The 19,070-nt window shown below is 65.3% G+C and carries 17 protein-coding genes; all 17 read right to left on the bottom strand.

Translation table 11 applies throughout. The annotated features are described in order from the left end of the window. Window position 1: 1 nt before the first annotated feature. The 17 genes from ACLGGT_RS07715 to ACLGGT_RS07635 all read right to left on the bottom strand — a co-directional run bounded on the left by ACLGGT_RS07715 (window position 2) and on the right by ACLGGT_RS07635 (window position 19,063). Window positions 2–5,380 (bottom strand): phage tail protein, encoded by a 5,379-nt coding sequence (locus ACLGGT_RS07715; protein ID WP_437195564.1) that lies wholly within the window; start codon window positions 5,378–5,380, stop codon window positions 2–4. Then, window positions 5,377–5,778, bottom strand: coding sequence for a DUF6950 family protein (locus ACLGGT_RS07710; RefSeq protein ID WP_437195563.1), 402 nt, complete (start codon window positions 5,776–5,778; stop codon window positions 5,377–5,379). The genes ACLGGT_RS07715 and ACLGGT_RS07710 overlap by 4 nt, the downstream gene beginning before the upstream one ends. Continuing rightward, window positions 5,775–6,431 (bottom strand): hypothetical protein, encoded by a 657-nt coding sequence (locus ACLGGT_RS07705; protein ID WP_437195561.1) that lies wholly within the window; start codon window positions 6,429–6,431, stop codon window positions 5,775–5,777. The genes ACLGGT_RS07710 and ACLGGT_RS07705 overlap by 4 nt, the downstream gene beginning before the upstream one ends. Further along, the gene (locus tag ACLGGT_RS07700) at window positions 6,428–7,099 is read right to left on the bottom strand and encodes a hypothetical protein (protein WP_437195559.1); all 672 of its coding nucleotides are present in this window, start codon (window positions 7,097–7,099) and stop codon (window positions 6,428–6,430) included. The genes ACLGGT_RS07705 and ACLGGT_RS07700 overlap by 4 nt, the downstream gene beginning before the upstream one ends. After that, window positions 7,099–9,702, bottom strand: a complete 2,604-nt coding sequence (locus ACLGGT_RS07695; RefSeq protein ID WP_437195557.1) for a phage tail length tape measure family protein — start codon at window positions 9,700–9,702, stop codon at window positions 7,099–7,101. Before ACLGGT_RS07695 ends, ACLGGT_RS07700 begins: the two co-directional genes overlap by 1 nt. A gap of 1 nt (window position 9,703) precedes the next feature. After that, window positions 9,704–9,970, bottom strand: coding sequence for a DUF1799 domain-containing protein (locus ACLGGT_RS07690; protein ID WP_437197402.1), 267 nt, complete (start codon window positions 9,968–9,970; stop codon window positions 9,704–9,706). Between the two features lie 86 nt (window positions 9,971–10,056). Beyond that, window positions 10,057–10,386: a hypothetical protein gene (locus ACLGGT_RS07685; protein ID WP_437195555.1), complete on the bottom strand. Its 330-nt coding sequence runs from the start codon at window positions 10,384–10,386 to the stop codon at window positions 10,057–10,059. A gap of 49 nt (window positions 10,387–10,435) precedes the next feature. Next, window positions 10,436–11,371 carry a phage tail tube protein gene (locus tag ACLGGT_RS07680; protein WP_437195553.1) on the bottom strand — a complete coding sequence of 312 codons (936 nt, stop codon included), beginning with the start codon at window positions 11,369–11,371 and terminating at the stop codon, window positions 10,436–10,438. 112 nt (window positions 11,372–11,483) lie between these two features. Beyond that, complete coding sequence (locus ACLGGT_RS07675) at window positions 11,484–11,915, bottom strand: phage tail terminator protein (protein ID WP_437195552.1); 432 nt, start codon at window positions 11,913–11,915, stop codon at window positions 11,484–11,486. Next, entirely contained in the window at window positions 11,915–12,343 is a 429-nt protein-coding gene (locus tag ACLGGT_RS07670) for a gp436 family protein (RefSeq protein ID WP_437195551.1), read from the bottom strand. Before ACLGGT_RS07670 ends, ACLGGT_RS07675 begins: the two co-directional genes overlap by 1 nt. A gap of 81 nt (window positions 12,344–12,424) precedes the next feature. Further along, window positions 12,425–12,814, bottom strand: coding sequence for a hypothetical protein (locus tag ACLGGT_RS07665; protein WP_437195549.1), 390 nt, complete (start codon window positions 12,812–12,814; stop codon window positions 12,425–12,427). Between the two features lie 12 nt (window positions 12,815–12,826). Beyond that, on the bottom strand, window positions 12,827–13,720 hold the full coding sequence (locus ACLGGT_RS07660) for a Mu-like prophage major head subunit gpT family protein (RefSeq protein WP_437195547.1): 894 nt from the start codon (window positions 13,718–13,720) through the stop codon (window positions 12,827–12,829). A 14-nt stretch (window positions 13,721–13,734) separates the two neighbouring features. Beyond that, a complete protein-coding gene (locus tag ACLGGT_RS07655) occupies window positions 13,735–14,172 on the bottom strand; it encodes a hypothetical protein (protein ID WP_437195546.1) in 438 nt (145 codons plus the stop codon). Beyond that, window positions 14,169–15,470, bottom strand: coding sequence for a phage protease (locus tag ACLGGT_RS07650; RefSeq protein ID WP_437195545.1), 1,302 nt, complete (start codon window positions 15,468–15,470; stop codon window positions 14,169–14,171). The genes ACLGGT_RS07655 and ACLGGT_RS07650 overlap by 4 nt, the downstream gene beginning before the upstream one ends. 109 nt (window positions 15,471–15,579) lie before the next feature. Continuing rightward, window positions 15,580–16,095: a phage virion morphogenesis protein gene (locus ACLGGT_RS07645; RefSeq protein WP_437195544.1), complete on the bottom strand. Its 516-nt coding sequence runs from the start codon at window positions 16,093–16,095 to the stop codon at window positions 15,580–15,582. Window positions 16,096–16,173: 78 nt separating this feature from the next. Continuing rightward, complete coding sequence (locus tag ACLGGT_RS07640; protein ID WP_437195543.1) at window positions 16,174–17,433, bottom strand: phage minor head protein; 1,260 nt, start codon at window positions 17,431–17,433, stop codon at window positions 16,174–16,176. Beyond that, window positions 17,426–19,063, bottom strand: a complete 1,638-nt coding sequence (locus tag ACLGGT_RS07635; RefSeq protein ID WP_437195541.1) for a DUF935 domain-containing protein — start codon at window positions 19,061–19,063, stop codon at window positions 17,426–17,428. The genes ACLGGT_RS07640 and ACLGGT_RS07635 overlap by 8 nt, the downstream gene beginning before the upstream one ends. Window positions 19,064–19,070 lie beyond the last annotated feature (7 nt).

Genomic DNA, 19,070 nt, shown 5'->3' with positions numbered 1-19,070 from the left:
GTTACCTCTTCAGGATCGTGGCGACGGTGTGGACGTTCTGGATGAGGAAGGAGGCGGTCGAACTGCGCTGGCATTGCAGCACGACGGTATGCGTTCCCGCGCCAACCGAGATTGCGCGGCGAAACGGGGCCAACTCCTGAAAATACGAGCCACCCATCGAGTCGAAAGCAACGCCGTTCAGCAGGAAGCGGAGACCCCAACTTGCGCCCAAGGTTCCGCCATTCAAAAGCCAGTTGACGTGGCAGTCGATCAACAAGATCGAGCCGCTATCCGGCACGACGATGGAGAAGGACGTGGCGTTGTTCCAGTTGGGCGAGGTCGCTGGGGTCTTGGTGCCGCCGCCATAGTTTTCAAAGAAGGTCTGGGGATCAGTGACCGCGCGTCCGTTGATCTTGGCCGTGGTGATCGCATTGGCCGCCACTTCGGTGGCCGTGATCGTATTGGCTGCGATGTGGCTGGCGTCGATAGCGCCGGTTTTGATGAAGTCGCCGTCAATGATCGTCCGGCCGTAGTTCTGGTCGAGATTTGTGCCGCCCCGGTATTGCGCGAGCACGACCTTCTCACTGGTGAAGGCTGTGGTTGGCGAGCCCGTAACCGACAAAGCCGGACTGCCTTGGGTCCAGTAGATATACAGCCAACTGGAACTGTAGGTCGTCGACCCGCCGGTAATGGCCTGAGTGGCGAGCGCGCCGTCGTCACCCACGTATCTGATAAATCCAGAGGTCCAGGACAGCACATTGCCGTTGGTGCTGAAGGTGATGCCAATCGGCGTCACATTGCGGCTTCCAATGGCGATCTTGTTGGCTGAGATCGTGTTCGCGCTGATCGAGCCGCCGTCGATGCGTGTCTCGTCCCCACCCTTTCGCCAGTCGGCAAGGGTCGTCGCGCCCGAAATGACGATCTTACCCGGATCAATCTGGGTGGTGGCCGCGTTGATGCGCGCTGCCGGGTCCGCCGCGCGGGTGGTGGTTGTGCTCAGCGCCGTGCCGTTGACCGTGATCGTGGCCGCGAGGGCCGACCCTGCAGTCAGCTTCGCGGCGCTCAGGGTGCCGGAGATGTTGGCATCTTTGACATAGGCTGCGTTGATGGTCGCGAGCCCCGCCACGACCAGATCGTTTACGTCGATATGCCGGGCCTGCACCGTTCCGTCCACGATCAGCTTGCCAGTGTTCATCCGGCGCGCGGAAACGCCGCCGATGAAACAACTTGTCGTGCCGTTGTTGCCCTTGATCAGCCGGATGCGCGCATATCGGAACCCGGGAGGGACGGAGATCACGCCCTGTTTTTTTGTGATGCTCGTGGACGTGACGTTGCCCACATTCCTGAAAGTATAGTCGGTGCCGCTTACTCCGGAGAAGCTTGGGTTGTTGGCAAGCTGCAGATCAGCGTAAACCATTCCTGTGCCGGAGATGATCCTCGCGAAGAACTCAAAAAAGAGGCTCTCGCCCTCGGGATCGAGTTCAAAATAAAATTTGCTTACGGGTACCACATAGCTGCCTGCATCGCCCTCGAGACGGGCAAGATTTGTTGATCCCCAAGCCACTGAGTTGCCGCTGGCCTGCCATGTCAGTCCGGTAGGGTTTGTCCAAGCGGAAGGGTCGGTAAAATCCTCGTCCTGGTTGAGGTTTGTAAAAGAGCCAATCGCCAGTTTACCTGCAGTAATTGCACCAGACGCGACCTGTGCGGCTTGAACGGCACCTGTGGCGATCAGCGCAGAGGTGATCGTGTTGACGGAAATCTTGTCGCCAGTGATGGTCCCGGCGGCGATTTTAGCGGCGGTGACGGTGGCAGCTGCGATATTATTGGCGGTGATAGTGCCTGCCGCGATCTTGTCCCCGGTGATGGTGGCCGAGGCAATTTTTACGGCGGTTATTGCACCTGTTGCGATCTCTGAAGAGGTGATCGCGCTCGCGGCTATTTTGTCGCCGGTGATCGTGTCCGCAGCGATATTTGAGGCCTGAATGGTTCCCGCCGCAATTTGAGCCGAAGTAATCGTGCCTGAGGCAATCTTTGCCGCTGTGATCGTATTCGCGGCGATCTTGTCACCTGTGATCGTGGTGCCTGCGATTTTGTCGCCAGTGATCGTGGCAGCGGCGATCTTGACTGCCGTTACTGAGCCGGTTGCGAGTTCAGAGGAGGTGATTGTCGCTGCGGCGATCTTGTCTCCGGTGATCGTGTCTGCAGCGATGTTTGAGGCCTGAATGGTTCCCGCCGCAATTTGAGCAGAGGTGATCGTCCCAGACGTGATTTTTTCAGCCGAGATTGTGTTCGCTGCGATCTTGTCCCCAGTAATGGTCGCTGCCGCTATTTGAGACGCCGTGACAGCCCCGGTCGCGATCTTAGGGGTCGTGATTGAACTATCTGTGATCTGGGTTCCCGTGATCTGGCCCGTCAGCTTTGCCGCCGATATCGAACTCACTTGGCCGTCAGTAAGCTGCCCCGTCACTTTTGACGCCGCTATTCCTGCGATCTTGGCATCGGTGACAGCACCGTTCGCGATCTGAGGCGACGCAATCGCGCCCGTCAGCTTAGCGGCACTCAGGGCTGCAATCTGAACATCGGCCAATTGCCCGGTCACTTTGGACGCGGCCAACCCTGCGATCTTCGCGTCGGTAATTGCGCCTGTCGCGATTTGAGGAGTTTGTATCTGCCCCGTCAGTTTGGCAGCGCTTACGGCTGCGATCTGCGCGTCAGTCAACTGTCCGGTCAAGTCTCCGGCGGGCACGGTGGCGACATACGCCGTCCCGGACCAGCGGTAGAGCTTGCCCGCAAAGACCACGGTTTCTGTCAGTTTGGTGGCGGGCAGAGCCGTGACAATCGTCACCGGCTCGATCCCGGCGGCAAAGGACGTGGCGTCGATCAGGCCCCGCAAGGCTTCGTTGGTGATCACGTCTCCGGTCTTGCGCGCCGTGGCTGAGGCGCGAGCTGTCCATCCGGATTTGTTGCCAGAGGTATCGACGGCGCGCACCCAGTAATTCAGCGTCTCGCCGTTGATCAATCCCTCGGAAATGAACTGTGGCGACGTGGTGACATAGGTCGGCACGGTGCTGGCACCGGGGCCGGAGGTTGAAACACGTTCGACGATCTCGTAGCGCGCGAGGTCGCCTTCGGTGTTCGCCGTCCATCTGAGCCAGATGCCCTCGAATACGCCCGTTGCCGCGAGGCCAGAGGGTGTTGCCGGGGCTATGGTATCGACGGGGGCCGTGACGGCTCGGGCCGCCGTCCAGCCGGATTTGTTGCCAACGGCGCTGACCGCGCGCACCCGGACCGACAGGGCCGCGCCGGGCACGACCTGCGCCGACCAGCCCGGATTGCCGACGGAGAGGACGATTTCATTCCCGCCCTCGGTGATACCCACCTCATATCCCACGGCATTCGCCACGGCCGCCCAATTGGCTGACACCCGTGCCACGCCATCCGTCACCAGAGTAGACGAAACCGCCAGACCCGAAGGCACGACCACGGCGGTGAGCGTATCGGCCAGATCGGCCGCGGCCACCCGCACATCATCCGTGGTCACCCAAATCCAAGCCGACCAGGTGCCCCGGCGATTGTCGGACAGGGCCTTGGCGCGGACGCGCAGGTCGGTGAGCGGCGGCACAGGCTGGATTGTGGCCAGCCCTCGCTCGACATCGAGCACGGTGCCACTCCAGACCTCTTCTTCGGTCTCGCGCTTTTGGCACTCGATGGCGATGCCCTTGATGGTCTCGGCGATGCCGGAGGCGTCCCAAGTGACGTCGACGGCCGCATGGGCGCGGGTGCCTTCGGCGTTGGTGACGGTGCGCGCGGCGGCATTGAAGAACGGCAGGCCTGCATCGGTCGGCACGGGACGAGGCAGGATCGAGCTGCGGTCGGGGATCTCGAGCGTCGTGTCTGGCTCGAAATCCTCTGGCTCACGCTCGCGCAGGGAGGCGACGACGGTCAACCGGTGCAGATCGAGCACGATCTCGGTGACTTCAAAGAGCTTGTCCGTGTAGTCGTTCCAGGCAGAAGTGACGGCCACGGTGTTGAGCGGGCGCAGCCCGGCGTAATCGGGCGGAAGCGGCCATGTGTGACGCCGCCACCGGCGATGATCCTTGAGCGCCGATTGCGCCAGCTGCCCGGCCTGTCCGGGGTTGAACACCGCAGGCAGGTCCATCTCGAAATTCCGCGCGATGCCGTCCTCGGCCTCCCACGCGGCGTTGCGGATCTGATCGAGCGGCACGCCGTTCCAGAGCGCGCCCGGCGAGACATATTTGGCGGTCACGCGATTGTAGATCTCGAGCAGCTCGGGGAACGGGTCCTTGGTGGCGGCGTCGGTCACCAGAAGATCGTCGTCGGTGATCACAGCCACGGGAATATCGGGCGCGTCGACCTGAATGTAGAAGAAGCCGCCGAACTCGGTCATCTGCGCGTTGCAGGCGGCCTGAAGCTCGCCGATCACGTCATGCGGCGTGTCCTCGGCGAAGCGGATTTCATAGCCCGCCTCGTATTTGGGCCGCCCGCCCAGATCCGCGTCGCAGGCGTTCATGGCGGGCACCCAGTTCCAGCCGGGCAGGTCTTCGGCCTCGGCCTCGCCGCCCCAGACGGACCCGTCATAGAGCCGGAGGCCGCGCAGGATGTTGTAGATCTTGACCACCGGGTTGCGCGTCGGCTCCCACGTGGTGGGATCGTCCCAGCGATGCGGCCCCGTGCCCCCGGCCGTGCTATCGCGACGCAGGTCGTAAAAAGGGATGCCGCGCGCCTCGTAACGCTGCTCCGGCGCGCCGTTGGGCCAGACCTTGGAGCTGACCTCCATCGTGAGGATCGCGTAAGGGATGCCGCGCCCGATATGGGCCTCTGTCCAGGGCGTCTCGGGGTCCTCGGCATATTTGGCGACCAGCGTCGGATCGGCGGCGGTCTGGGTGCCGTCATAGACCTTGATCCAGGCGTAATCGATGCTCTGGTCACGCTTGGCGATGAGCGGGAAGCCGTAGTCGGGATGCTCTTCCTCGCCCAGTTCGGAATAGACGCCGTCCACCATGACGCGGTTGAACCCGGCCCCGGGCAGGCCGCCCAGTTCGATCACGGTCTGGTAATACTTGTTATTGGGGCCGTGGCTGTTGTGATAGATGAGATGCCCCTTGGTGGCATAGAGGCCGATGATCGAGGTCTCGCTCTCCAGCTCGCCACGCGTTGTGGCCGTGACCTGAAGCCCGAAGGCGGCGTTGCGCCCGCGCCGGGCGCGGCGCTGTTGCAGGATCGAGAGGCCCACGCCTGCAAAGAGGCGCAGGGCAAAGAGGGCAACGGCCTTGACCGTGACCCCGGCAAAGACGGCAGCGACAAGTCCTGCCACCGGCCCGGCCGAGGCGGGGGCGGCCGAGGCGAGCACAAGCGCCGTGATCCAGAGAAGCAGCCTCATGGCCGGTAAATCCGGATAGCGCGGTCGAGCGGCACCGCGCCCAAGCCCCGCCGGGGCCGCAGCACATGGATATGCCCGCCGCCGACAAGGCCCATGGCTTCCTCGCCCGCCTCGATCAAGACCGCGATGTCGCCCGCCTGCGCCTGCATCCAGCCCGCCTCCCTCAACAGGATCGGGTGCAGAACCTCGGCCGGGGAGGCAAAGCCGTCTTCGACCAGCAGCGCGCGGCCTTCATCAAGGGTTTCATACCACCCGCGCCAAGGCGCGGCCGGATCGGTGCCGGTCAGCGCTGCAATCCAGTCGGCTGCGAATAGCGCGCAATCGTTCCGCCCGGGCCGGAACGGCTCTGCGCGCCGCGCGTCGAGGAATTGCCGCAGGAGGCGTTCGCGAGTCTTCATTTGCGGTCGCTCGGGTCGTTATTGGGTATGGGCGGCGGCGGCCGCTCGGTCACGACCGTCTCTTGACCCCACGGGATCGGGCGGTCGGCGATACTGCCGCCGTATTCGCGGAATTTGTCGGACGGGTCGCGCAGCCGTTGTGCCGCGTCGGACTTGAAGAGCGGCTGGCGAAAGGTGAGCGGCCGGGTGGCCGAGGAAATCACCAGCTCCGTGCGCGACTGGTCCCCGAGCTTGCCCAGCGTCTCGGGCGCGGTCTCGAGCCGTCCCTTGATCACGCGCTGCGGGACCCCGAGCGGCGCGCCGGTGTAGATGTCGAGCGGTTGCGACCAGACCCGCACCTTTGCCTGCGCGCCCTGATAGACCTGAAGTGCCAGCTTGGCCGCATCGGTCATCGGCGGCAGGATCACGCGGTGGCGGCGCACCTCGAGGCCGATGCCTGCCCGGATCGGCGGGACCTCGATCACATTGCCTGCACCGAGGAACAGATGCGTCTCGCCGTCGACGGTGAAGGTCTGGTGGTCGTCTCCGGTCCAGAGGCCCATGGGCACGATCTCGCCCGTCACCCGGTCGCGCGGCTCGATCAAAACGAGGATATGGGCGTCGGTGCCGCTGCGCTCGGCCAGCTGGTCCATTTGGGCAAGATCAAAGCTCATACCCCGCCTCCCAAGGTTTGCTGCCAGGTGAAGCTGCCGCCTTCGGTGCGCTTTGACCGCCCCGCACCCGGTTTGAAGGTGAGCAGCTTTGCGCGCAGCTGCGGGCGCTCAAGGATCACGGAGGCCCCGACCACGACACCGGGGCGCAGGAAGGGCGAGACCTCGAAGCGGGCCGTTGCCCCAGTGCCGTCCGCTGTGACGGTCGCATTGAGGATACGGTGGACGGCGTAGCGCACGGGGCTCGCAAGATATTGAAAGCCGATCTTCTGGCCCCGGCGCAGGGTGAAGTTGGGCGGCAGGCCTTGCAGGCTCAGTTCCCGATTGCCCGGGATCAGGCTCTTGATCGTGACCGGCTGGGTGGCCCAATTGATGCCTGCCGGATAGGCGGGGTCCTCAGGGGCGAACTGGCGGCGGTCGTAGATCATGAAGGAGGCACCCGGCTCGAGCAGATGCTCAATGAGGGCGTCCTGCGCGGCGATCACCTCAGGCTCCGACCGACCCAGAACAACCTCGCCTTGCCAGAGCCGCGCGCCACGCCGGTGCGTGATGACCTCGCCCCCGGCGGTGACAGAGCTTGTGCTTTCGCCAGGCAGAAAGAAGGTGGCTTCCTCGATCCCCAATTGGTCGAAGAATTCCGACGTCGGAATGGGCCAGACCTGGACCGCCATTATCCTCTCCTCAATGGGTCGCGCCGGATCGCCTCGACCCGGCCCGGCAGTTCTTCATTTGCAAAGCCGTCGACCACTTCGACCGCCACGGAGCGCGCGCGCTCTTCGGCCACGACGCGGAAAAGCTCCGAAGGCTCAATCCGCAGGCGCGTGATACCGTCGCCCGACGCCCCCGCGCGACCCGAGGCCTGCGCCGCACCGGCCCCTTGCGCAGGCAAAGGCAGGCCGCCTCCGGCAAATCCGGGAATGATGGCGCCTGCGTTCATGGCCTCGAGCACCGCGCGGTTGCGGGCTGTGGCCTCGGCCGTCATGATGAATTCCCCGGCACTCACGAAAGCCGGGATCTTGTCGCCTCGGCCGGTGCCCGTGCCCAAAAGGAGGCCGGGGCGTGTCACGCGCGGATCGCCGCCGCTGGCAAAGCCGGGCAGGCCTCCGTCCGCGAAGGACAGGAGCGAGCCGCCCGAGAACAGACCAAAGAGGTCGCCAAGCCCGCCGCCAATGCCGCTGACCAGGCCGCCCAAGATGCCGCTGCCGCCAAAGAGGCCGCCCAGAGGCCCGGAGCCAAGGATCAGCGCCTCCTTGGCCGCGCGGATGATCATGTCGCCGATCCCGCTCCAGACGTCGCGCAGGCTTTCGGCTTCGAGCAGGACGTCGCCCACCGCGTCGCGAAACTCCTCCTTGCGCTCCATCGCCACGCGCTCGTTCTCATGGGCCTCGACAAGGGCCTCTATCTCAGCGCGCTGCTTGGGGGTCGCGGCGGTCAGGCGCTCGCGCAGGCGGATCATCTCGCGTTGCACCGGGTCGCTTTCGCGCAGCGCCTCGATTTCGCGCCGCTTGCTCTCGATCAGGCGGTCGAGCGCCTGCTGTTCGCGCAAGGTGGCATTGGTCGCGCCACCGCCCGATCCGCCGCGCGCGGGGCGTGCCAGTTCATTAAGACGTGCAGCCTCCCTTGCGCGGTCAATGGCTGCCTGCCTTTGAACATTCAGGAATGACTCTTCGCCCGGATTGGCAAAATCCTTGCGCAGCGCCTCGGTTTCCGCGTCAAACCGGCGCGCTGCACGCTCGGCCGCGATTTCCTCTGCCATGCGCGCGGGATCGTCTTTGAACCGGACGCGCAGGCGCGCGATCTCCAGATCAAGCTCGCCTTGGGTTGCCAGATCGAACATGCCGTCCACGGCGCGGCGCACCTCGTCAGAGAGGCGTGCCGCCTCATTAGCGGCGGCAGCCAGTGCCCCCGACATATCAGCCGTGGCGAGATCAAAAGCGGCTTGTGCCGCATCGCGCAGGGCCTGCTTTGTCGTCTCACTCGCGGCGGAGGCTTCGATCTCTTCGAGCTTGGCGTCGAGGGCGAATTGGGCGCGCAGCCGCGTCACCTCGGCGCTGTCCGCGCCATGCTGCGCGATGGCTTGGGCAACCGCATTCTGCTCGGTCATCGTCGAGAGCATGGCCTGCGCCGCCGCCTCGGCCTTGAGCTGCTCGCCGGTGCTCTTGGTCACCAGGTCGAGGAAGGTCAGCATTTCCTCGGTCTGGCGGTTTTGTGCGGGGTCCTGGGCTCGAAGCTGGGCGACCTCGGCCAGTCGAAGGCGCATCTGGTCGAGCGTGTCGAGCCGCGCCTGTTCCGCCTCTGAGATTTCCCCAGAGGCCTGTGCGGCGGCGGTGTAGCTTTCGATCAGCGCGTCGACGGCGGCGGCTTGTTCTTCGACGGTACCTTGGGCCGCCTCTTGCAGCTGCACAAGGTCGGTCAACACGTCGTTGATCAGGCTCCGGCTCTCACGGCGCGCCTTGCCGAAGAAGATGTTGCCGAGGTCGAACTCTTGGGCGAGCCGCACCTGGTCGCCGCTGTCCGGGCGTGGCAGGTTGATGTTCCCCTCGTCAAGGAAGCTGGTGATCCCGGCCGCCGCCTCGCGCTGTGCCGTCCGCTTCTCGGCCTCGACGATCCGGTCTAGGATGTTTTGCGCCCGTTCCACGAAGCCCTCGCCGAACCGGTCGGCCAGCTCGAGGCGGGTGGCGGAGGCTTCGGCGATCTTGTCCTTCAGGCTGTCGATCCGGGTCTCCAGCGCCTCGACCGTATCGGCAAAGCTCTCGCCTTCCTCCGAGGCAGAGGTGAACCAGTTGACCACGGTCGCCGTCGCCGCCAATGCGGCGATGGTGATCAGGTTGATCGGGCTCAACATCGACAGCACCGCGCCCCCCAAGGCCCGGAACGCGCCCGCCGCTCCGAGCGGGCCGATAACTTGGGTGATCTGCGTGCCCTGTTGAATGGCCAGCGTCAGCGGGTTTTGCCCCGCCGCCAGCATGACGAACACGTCATTGCCCTGCGCCACCAGATTGCCCATCGAGCCTGCGGCGAGGCGATTGGCCGAGGCCACTTTCTGGGTCGCGGCCGCGTTCACCTCGGCGGCGCTGCTGGCGGCGGTCAGGCCCGTCGCCGAGGTCCGCGCGGCGGTTTCGAGCTGTTTCACGCCACGTGACGCATTGGCGCCTTGCGTGCCCACGCCACGAATGTCCTGGGCGGCTCCTTTGGCGGCGGTGCCGGTGGCCTGCAGTTCCGCCTTCGCCTGGTCGGCGTCCATGAGGATCTCGGCCCGTGCGACCAATGTCATGTCAGCTCTCCCGCATCGCGGCCACGGCCGCGCCTTCGATCACCTGCACCTCGGCCCAAAGCTGAGGCGTCACCTTGATCCCGCTCATGCGCAGGCCCGCACGCGCGGCAGTGTAGTCGAGGCCCACCACGCGGAAGCCCGCGAGCCCGGCCGAGACGGTGCGCCATTGATTGCAGACCGCGAGAAAGGCGCGCAGCGCCGGGACATTCTGCGGCCAGACACCAGAGCCGGAGCCGGACGGATCACGATTGAGCTGGCCCGGGTCGATCCCCCAGAACGCCGCCTCGTCGTCATGGTCGTTGCCTGTCGCATCCTCGATCAGGTCGCCGCGCGCCCATGCCCGCCCGGCCCATTTCAGTTTTTTACCCGTTTCCCCATCAGCGCCGCGTAATAGGCGTTGATCATCGCCACGCGGACATAGGCGAGGCCCACCAGCCGGTCGCGCAGGGCGTCGCTATAGGGCAGCTTTGCACCTTTCTCGTCCTCGACGTCGTCAAAGCCCACCACGGCCGCCGCCAGAAACTCCCGCTCGCCGCGCGAGGTGCGCATGTCGAAAGCCTCAATTTCGTCGTCGGGCAGCACGCGGAACGTGACCTGCATATCCTGCAGCTCGTGGCCGCCGTTGGCGGGCACCTTGATCTCGACGCGGTGGGTGAAGGTCGGAGTCTGGTCGATCTTGAACATGGGGGTGAACTCTCTTTCAAAGGGGCGTTGAAGGGGGCGTTGAACCGGCTCAGGTGAGGGTCATCACCCACTGGTCGGCGGCGGTGGCGGTGGAGGGCAGCGGCACAAGGCGCAGCGGCCATTCCTTGCGGCCTTGCCCGTCCTCAAGCCCCTCGGGGCGCTGCATCTGGGCGCGCGGGGCCGCGATATTGACGATGTTTCCGGCCGTCTTGCCGTGCTCGATCTCAACCGCGACCTTCTCCTGGGCGGCGGCCATGGTGAACGGGTTGAAGGTGGAGAGCGCCACCGCGCGCACCCGCGCCTCGATGGTGTTTTCATGCCCGTCGAGCAGCACCTCCTCCTCGCCGATCAGGAACTGCGCCTCGATGCGGTTGGCGAGGGTGAGCTTGAAATTGCGCATCACGAGCGGGGTCGCATCAATCGTGAAGACGGGCGTGTTGGCATCCGAGGCTGCGAGCGGATCGGGAATGCCGGTGAAATCCGCCGTGGGCACCGCCACGTCTGCCGGGGCCACATAGAGCGCGGTGAACTCGAACTCGATATAGGGAATGCCCGAGGCCGAGATGTCAAAGGCGGCGGTGCCGCGCACGCCCACCATGGCATAGAGCGTGCCGTCGATATTGAGGTGCAGCGTGACGCTCTCGAGGTTCGAATAGACCCGGTTGTAGACCACGGAGGTGGCCACCGTCACGGTCTCGGCGCAGCCACAGGCGCGCAGGAGGCGGCCCCAGCGGGGGGCTGTTCCGGCGGTGCCGGAGCCTGCCAGCTCGACCTTGAACGAGATCGTGCGGTGCAGATCGACCGGGATCGTGCCCGTGGGGCCGCCATGCGGCGTGTCGAGATTGCGGTCGAGGTCCTGACCCTGCATCGGCGACAGGCGCACATCGGTGGCGAGGATTGCGTCGCCACCCGTGGGGGCGGCGTCGGTGCCATAGGTGGTCTCGAGCTTGGCGAGCAGTACTTTGCGTCTCCAGAGGCGGCTCATTTTTCAGCGTCCTTCTTCTCGGGTTTCGGCGCGGGCTTGGGGGTAGACCCGGCAGGCTTCAGCGCGCCCTTGTCGTCGCGGGTGTAAGACCCGCCGGAGGTGGGGAGATTGGTCATGAGAGGATCCTCAGTTGGTCATCGATGGAGAAATCGAGCTGATAGGCGAGGCGACCGGCCCCGCTCTCAATAAGCTGGCCGCGCTCGAACCGGTGCACGCCGACCTCGTCGCCCGGTGCCCAGCCCGCCAAGGCGCGCACCACACGCATCAGGAACTGGTCGATCTTGTCGAGGGCTGTGGCCCCGGTGCGATCAAAGGACTGGACGAAGATCACCACGCTTGTGCGATAGGTCAGCATCTGGCTGTAGACGCCCGAGGCGGCATCGGCGCGCCCGCCCTGAATGCCGGAGGGAAAGACGTAGGCCGCGACCGAGTGCGCGGGCAGCTTTTTCGAGCGGATCAGATCGACAAAGGCGCGCCCGCCGTCGACCCGGCCTGCCAACTCGGGCACCTCAGCCTCGATCCGGGTGATCACATCGTCGATCATCAGATGAAGCCTTTCAGATTTTCACCGGTCATCGGGCGCGGCCGGTCCGTTACCCGGGCCTCACCCCCGCCGGATGATGCCGGCACAACACCTGCGGCGCTGAGTTGCACCGTGCCTGCCGCAATATCCTTCAGACTGGCGAGGGCCTGCTTGTAGTCGGCCGTGATCTTGGCGTCGGGCTCATAGGTGTGCAGCTTGTAGATCGCGATATCGCGGGCAATTGCGGCGACAAGGGGCTGCGCGTCGGACAGCGGCAGAACGTAGCGGGCCTTGAGATAGCCGTCGATCAGCGCGTCGGTATCGGCCAGCGCAGAGGCCACCACGTCCGCGTCGATCAGGCCTGTGGCGGCCTCGGCGCGGTCGGTCAACGACACCAGCATCGGCGTGCCAAAGCGATCCGTAAGCTCTTCAAGGGTGGTGTAGGGCACGTCTCAGCTCTCCTGTCCTTGCGGGTCCCGACGGCGGAAGGCCGCCGCCGGGGTGGCTCTGGCAGGCAGAGCGTGCGCGGGTCAGCCCTCGTCCTGCGCCAAATGGTACGCGCGGATGGTCAGCGTCTCGTCGCCGGTCAGCGCGGCCGCCTCGGCCTCGCTCAGATCGTCGGCGAGTATGACCTGCGGCTCGCGGGTGAAGCGCCGCCCGATCCGGCGGCGGCCCTGCGCGGGACCGGTCACCTCGAGCACGAGCGGGCCGCTCTCGCTTTGGATTTCCGGGGCCGGAGCGCCCTCCGCCGGAGGCGGAGTGACGACGCCTTCGACACTCTCCCCGGTGCCCGGCTTTTTAGCCTCGGCCTCGGCGATCTTCTTCGCCAAGGTCGCGTCCTTGATATTTGCCGGGTATTGGAGCCCGAGCGCCTGCGCCCGGGTCTCCATCTCTTCGCGGGTCTGCGGGGTGCCGGTCATCTCAGAAACCCCTTATGCCAGCCACGGCACGACCAGCAGTTCGGCCGTGTTGCGGTAGACGTTGGTGGCCCCGGCCGCGTCCCGCTCTGCGTTGAGCAGCTCGAGCGCCTGCCCCTCCAGCGTGGGCGGCACGACAAGGAGGTTGGGCGTGAGGCCCAGCGGGCGGCCGTAATCGCCCTTCATGCCCATCAGCGCCTCGCGGGCGGTCTTGTAGTGGGCCTTGTCGAGGGTCTGCTTGGAGCCCCACGCCATCTGCCAGAGGCCGTACCCCACATTCCAGCGCGCGTCGGTGCCGTACTGGAATTCCTTCTTGGAGAACACTGCCGGGTCGGTGGCGTTGTCCATGGCGACGAACTCAGGGCGCTGGCGCTCCTGGAAGATGATCGGGCGGATGCGGCGGCCCGACGCGATCAGGAACCACGGCGTGCCAGAGCCGCCGTCGGTATTGGCGACCGAAACTTCCTTGCCATCCTCGTCGAGGACCGGGTGGTCGGTATCGAAAAAGTTCTGGCCGTCGTAGCAAGTGTTGACGAAGCCAGCCTTGAGTGCCTCGAAGACCAGCATGTCCGGCTTGGCGGCAACGCTGTCGCCAAATTCCTGCATGATGGGCGCGTAGACGCCGAGATTGTCGTCAAGAATGTCGTTGCGGTCGACCCCGACCGTCAGTTCGTAATCCTTGTTGACGATGGTGTAGTTGTGCTCGGCGAGACCATGCACGACGCGGTCGCCCATCCATTCGCGCATGTTGGGAAGCTTGCCCAGCCAGCCGTAGGTGTTGGAGCGTGTGGTCGAGGGCACGGTGGTGGCGATGCGCTCCCGTTGGGTCGGGGCCTGCTCGAGAGCGCCCATGAACTCGCGCCGGAACCCGGTGCGCAGCGCATTCAGCGTGGCGGTGTTGATAATCATGTCAGAGTCTCCTGTCAGGCTGCAGCGGCGCGGGTGAGGGCTTCGTCGAAACGAACCCAGACGCCGAGCTCATCGACGTGATCCACCACCCCGGCGGGGGAGCGGGTGTTTGTGGCGCTCGTCTTGGCGACGGTCTGGTCATCGACCGCGAAACACACCTTGCCCAGGTCGGCCTCGGTGATTTCATCTGCGGCGGCCGAATTCTCGTACCGGAAGATGCCCGGCTCGAACTCGACCCGGATGTCGCCATTCGCCCCGGCCGCGTTGTCGACATATTCCTGCGCGCGGCCCACGCCGATCAGGCCGGTCGCGGTCTGGCCTTCCACGAGGAAGCCTGTGGCGTTGCGCATCAGCATCGCCCCGGCAAAGATCGTGGTCGCGGCGGCGACCAGCCCCACGCGGCGGGGACCCATCGACTGGGGGGTGTTGCGGTCTGCGGTCAGTGCGGTCATTGGGTCAGCTCCTTCTGCTCAGCGGCAAGCGCCTTGGCGAATTCCTCGGGCGCAATGCCCAGCTGCGCCGCGACCTGCGCCTGTTCGGCGTTGAGGGCCACGGAGCCGTCCTTTGAGGCAGGCGGCACGACATGCATGCCGGAGGCCTCCAGCTTGGGCAGCCCGGCGATAAACGCCTCGGTGCCCTCGGGATCGCTCATGTGCATCGACACGATCCGCTCGCGCGACGTCGCATTGATGCCCGCGCGGCGCTCGGCCATGGCCGCATCGACCACACCCTGCGCGCGCTCGCGCTGCCGGTCAGTCTTGAGCGTCGTGAGTTCGCTCGTGACCTTGGTCAAATCAGCCTGCAAGGCGGTGATCAGATCGCCGTCCTGACCGGTGGTGGCACGCTCGCGCGCGGCATTGAGCACCGCATTGGCGTCGGCCCCCTCGGGCAGGCCAAGCGCCACGCCGATCTTGCCGATGGTTGCGCTCTGCGCGGCCGCTGTGGACATTGACGTGATCTTGGCGAGAACCGCCTCTTCGTCCGCGTCCTCGGGAAGCCCAAGCGCTTTTGCCAGTCGTTGGATGAACGACATGTCAGTCTCCTCGTTGTTGAGCGCGACCAGGCCGCGCAGGTTCTGGCGATTGACGAGGCTGGCATTCAAAATGCTGGCCACGATTTTCTTGCCGCCGCGCTCGATGTAATTGAGCACCGGCGAAATCCGGCGATAGGCGCGCCCGCCCACAAGCTGGCGGCCCTCTTCAGTCCATTTGACCCGGCCCCAGATACCGTCCGCGCGCGCCTGCATTTCCGTGATCCAGCCCACGGCGCGGGCATCGCCGCCTTTGGGGGCTGCAAGGAAAGAGGCGTGGTTGACGTCGATCTCCAGATCGCCGCGCTGTGACATGCTTTGCTCGATGACGGCCTGCATGTCGGCAATCTCGTAGGGACCGCGCCCGTCGAAGGTCTCAGCGCTCCCAACGGGCAGCAAATGCACCCACTCGGGGGCTTCGGTGCCGTCTGCCGCCACCATCTCTCGCGCCGCCATCATGACACGGTCGGATTGCACCTCTGGGGCAGACGCGGCAACCGCGTCGCGCAGGCTCTCAAAGGAGACGTCCAAGGCTTGCGCGAAACCGCGCAGCCGCTCTTCAGGCGGGGTTTCGATATCGCCGCGCAGGATTTGCCGCACCGTGCCGGTCTCGATACCGGCTGCGGCGGCCATTTTGGCAACGAGCGCCGCCTCTTCCTCAGAGGAAGGGGCAAGGGCGCTGATGCGCGCGTTCAAAAGGGAGGCGAGGGACTGTTTCATGTTGGCGATCATCGCCAACGCAGGGGCCCCGAAACACCCGCAACTGTTTGCGGGGCGGTGGCGCTATGCTGCCGGGCCTCAGGTTGCCCGACGCCGCGCTGTCAGTCAACTACTGTCCGAAGGCACTGTCCAGATACTCCTCGATGGTGGCGACGATGGCGTCGGTGTCCTCGTCGCCGACCCCGAGATAGGGACGTGCGGGAATGGCCCCCCACGGGATCGACATCACGAAATCGCGCCCGTTCTTGTCCCGGCCGATGCGCGCGCCGAACTCCCCGGCCTCGGCCCCGAACTGCATCACGGCCGCCTGAATGACGTTCGAGCCCCACGCGACCCGGTCCGCCGAAGGCTCCGCATTGATCGTGGTAGAGAGGGTCCGCGAGGGGCCGATCAGGGGGCGGGTGGGTTGGCCGTCACCGCGCCGCCGGTAGGCTTCGAGCGTGGCCGGGCTCTTGGGTGCCCAAGGATTGCCATCCGGATCGGTGCCGTCCGTGAAGTTTTCCCGCGTGCTGTTGACCATCAGTTCGCCGATGTCCTGCATCAAAGGGGTCATGTCGGTCAGGGCAGCAGACACCCGGGCGAGCGCTTGGGTGATTTCCTCTTCATTGATTTTGACGGTGATCATGGCTATGTTCCTTTTGTCGGCTGTGCATCCACCCACCGCATTCAGGTTGCGGGAACGCGTAAGGGCGTACGGGAGGGGTCAGCCGATATTTTCCACCCAATAGGTCAAGAGCACGAGGCGGCGACGGCGCGGCCTTAGAACGAAGTGCGCAACGTAACGGCGTGCGCCAACCACCTTGGTCAGCCTTAACACGCGTGACTGCAGGCTACGCGCGTCAGACCATTCGAAGCTGTCCGGAAATTGGAAAATCTCTGGCAACAGTCCAAAATCTTCCGGGCGGACGGCAATCTGCCCCCGCGCGGCCTCCCGCGCCGGGTCTCCATGCCGGACGAACACATGGCGGATGGCATCGGCGTCGACGGCTATGTCGTAGAGATCGAGGTCGCGCCCCGCGCCCTCTCGATAGGCACGGGCCTGCACGGAGGTCACCAAGCCAAGAGACTGGATTGGTTCGCGCTCTGAGAGGGCCTTGCGGGCGGCGTCAGTCTTGGCCGCGCTGACGCGGGTTGCATATCGGGCGAGGCTGTCAGCCAGGGACGGCAGGCCTCGGTATCCTTCCACCAGAAGATCGCGGGTCCGGTCCGGCAGGCTGGTCATGTAGGCCACTGCGAGATTATACCGCCAGTCGACGACCTTGGCCGCCATCGTTCGAATTTCGTCCACAGTGCTGGCCCCGGGCGTGTAATCCCAGCCCTTGTCGATCCCTTTCGGCGCACCGGTGCGCGGATCTCGCGACTGCCAATCGTCGGGCAGGCGCTTGTCCGGGTCGCCGCCGCGACGGCGTGCGCCCGCCTCGGTTCGCGCGCCGATCACGTAGCAACTGCAGCCCCAGCCGTTGGGCGGGCCATGCGTGATCCAGAACGGGTGATCGGGCGGCAAGACCAGCCCGTCCCAGCCCAGATGGATCACGCGCGGTTCGCTCGATCCTCCGTGCCGATAGACCCAGAACGCAAAATTGCCCTCGATGAGCTGCGCCATGCGCCCGGCCGCGTAGCTGGTGGCGATGTTGGTGCGGTAGATCACCCGGGTGCGCCATGCCTCGCCGCGCTTGGTGCCTTCGCCGGTCCAACCGTGCCAGCCGCGCCGGGTGACGGTGGCGCGAAAGTCGCGCCGGAATTCCTCGAGTGAGGTGCCTTGCGAGATGGCCTTGTCGACGGCAGCCGCCAGATCGGCCAGCAGGTCCGCCTTTTGCGCCCCGGCCACCATGAAGGCGCGGTCGTGCTGGGCGCGGGTGATGTCATCCCACCGCGCCGTCGGCACAAGGTCGCCCAGGCGCAGGCGAAAGGCAGCGATCTGCTCGCGGAACGGACGCCGGAACGTGGTGCTGAGGTCAGCCACTGTCTTCCTCCAGCGCGGCCCGGCCTCCGGCATGGGCGGCGGTGAGCGCCGCTGCGATCACGTCGCGCAGTGCGGCATCGTCGAGGTCCGGAAACCCGGCCAGCAGCCGCTCGCGGAATTCGGCGAGGCTGGTTGACGTCTCCAGCATCGCCTCGATCTGTTCGAGCATGGCCAGCGTCGGCCCGGAGGCCTCATTCGCCAGCCGATCCGCTGCATCGCCCAGAGGCCCTGAGAGGGCCGCTGAGTGCTCCTCCGCGTTGAGGGCCACTGTGCCCGCCGTGGACCCCAGAGGCCGTTTAATCGAGGCTAAAAACCGTTTAGTCAGCGAAGCCTGCATTGTGGGGTCGATCACAACACCCGCCGGAGGGGCAGAACCGCCCATCGGACGCAGAACTTGCGCCCCCGCCGCCGGTTTGCTCAGCCCGAAACGCGAGTAGACCTGGGCGGCGTCAACCTCAAGCCCCCGGTCGATCAGAGGTCCCACGGCTTCCGTGAACGCCTTGAGGTCCTCCTCTTCGGGTCTGCCGATTTTGAGACGCGGCGCGGGCGGTGCGTTCTCGCCGTATTGCAACGCATGCCAAGGCCGGATGAGCCACCGGTTGAGGATCGCCTGCAGCTGGCTGCAGTCGGCTTTCTCGATGTCCTCCTGTACCTCGCGGTGTTCCTTGCCGGACCCAAGCCCGCCCACCTGAGCGTCGGTGGTTGAGGTCTGGCCAAGGACCGCCTTGGAAATCTGCTTGTCGTACCAATCGGCACGGCGCTCGTAATGGTCGGTGCTCGACCCGACATTGGCGCTCTCGACGAATTCGATTTCCATTTCGCGCGGGATGATCGCCGCGCAGTCGCCCGCGATATTGGCGACGGCCGCAAAGAGCGTATCGCGGTCGCGCTCACTGGCCCCGCTGCCGTATTTGCCGACGCGCAGAGGCTGTCCGTAAGTCTGGGTGAAGATAGCCCAGTCGCGCTCGGTGAATTTCTTGAACATGAAGGCCCAGACGGCGGCGCGCGCCAGACCCGACCGGATCGGCAAGCCGCTTTTGGCCTTCATGTTGGCAAAGATGTACTTGAAGCCCGGATAGGGCTCCTCCTGCCCTTGATCGTTGAGCCGCACCGGCGTGCGATGATCGACCCGGTCAAACCGGAACCAACGCGGATCGCGCCACTCCAGACGCTCGGGCACCCAATCGCCCATCGACGTGTCCCAAATGATCTCGGTGTGGCTGTAGCCCTTGCCGACGGCGTCGAGAATATCGAACACCTCGTCGCGCAGCTCGTCGCGCTTGAGCCAGTCCTCGACCGCCTTGGCGGCGTCGAGATCGAACTGGGTGTCGCCGCCCGGTTCCACCGTGATCTCGATCTGGCTGATCGAGCGTTTGCGTGTGCCCAACACGCCCAGATAATGCAGGTCCTTTTCCTCAATCTCCTCGGCAAGCTCCAGATAGCGCACCGGGTCGCCGATGTCGGCCGCACGCAGGATGTTTGCAAGGCGCACCGGATCGAGACCCTGACTGGGGTATCCGCCCAGAGGCGAGCGCACCCCGCCGAAGGTGGGCGCAGAGATCTCGCGCTTCAGCTCGGCCCGCTGGACGGGCCGCCCGAACTGGTCGAGGATCTGGGGCAGTTTGGCCATGGTCGCT

This window comes from Roseovarius sp. MS2 (genome assembly GCF_051447875.1).
Lineage (GTDB): Bacteria > Pseudomonadota > Alphaproteobacteria > Rhodobacterales > Rhodobacteraceae > Roseovarius > Roseovarius mucosus_A.
This window is presented reverse-complemented; position numbering and strand designations above follow the sequence as displayed.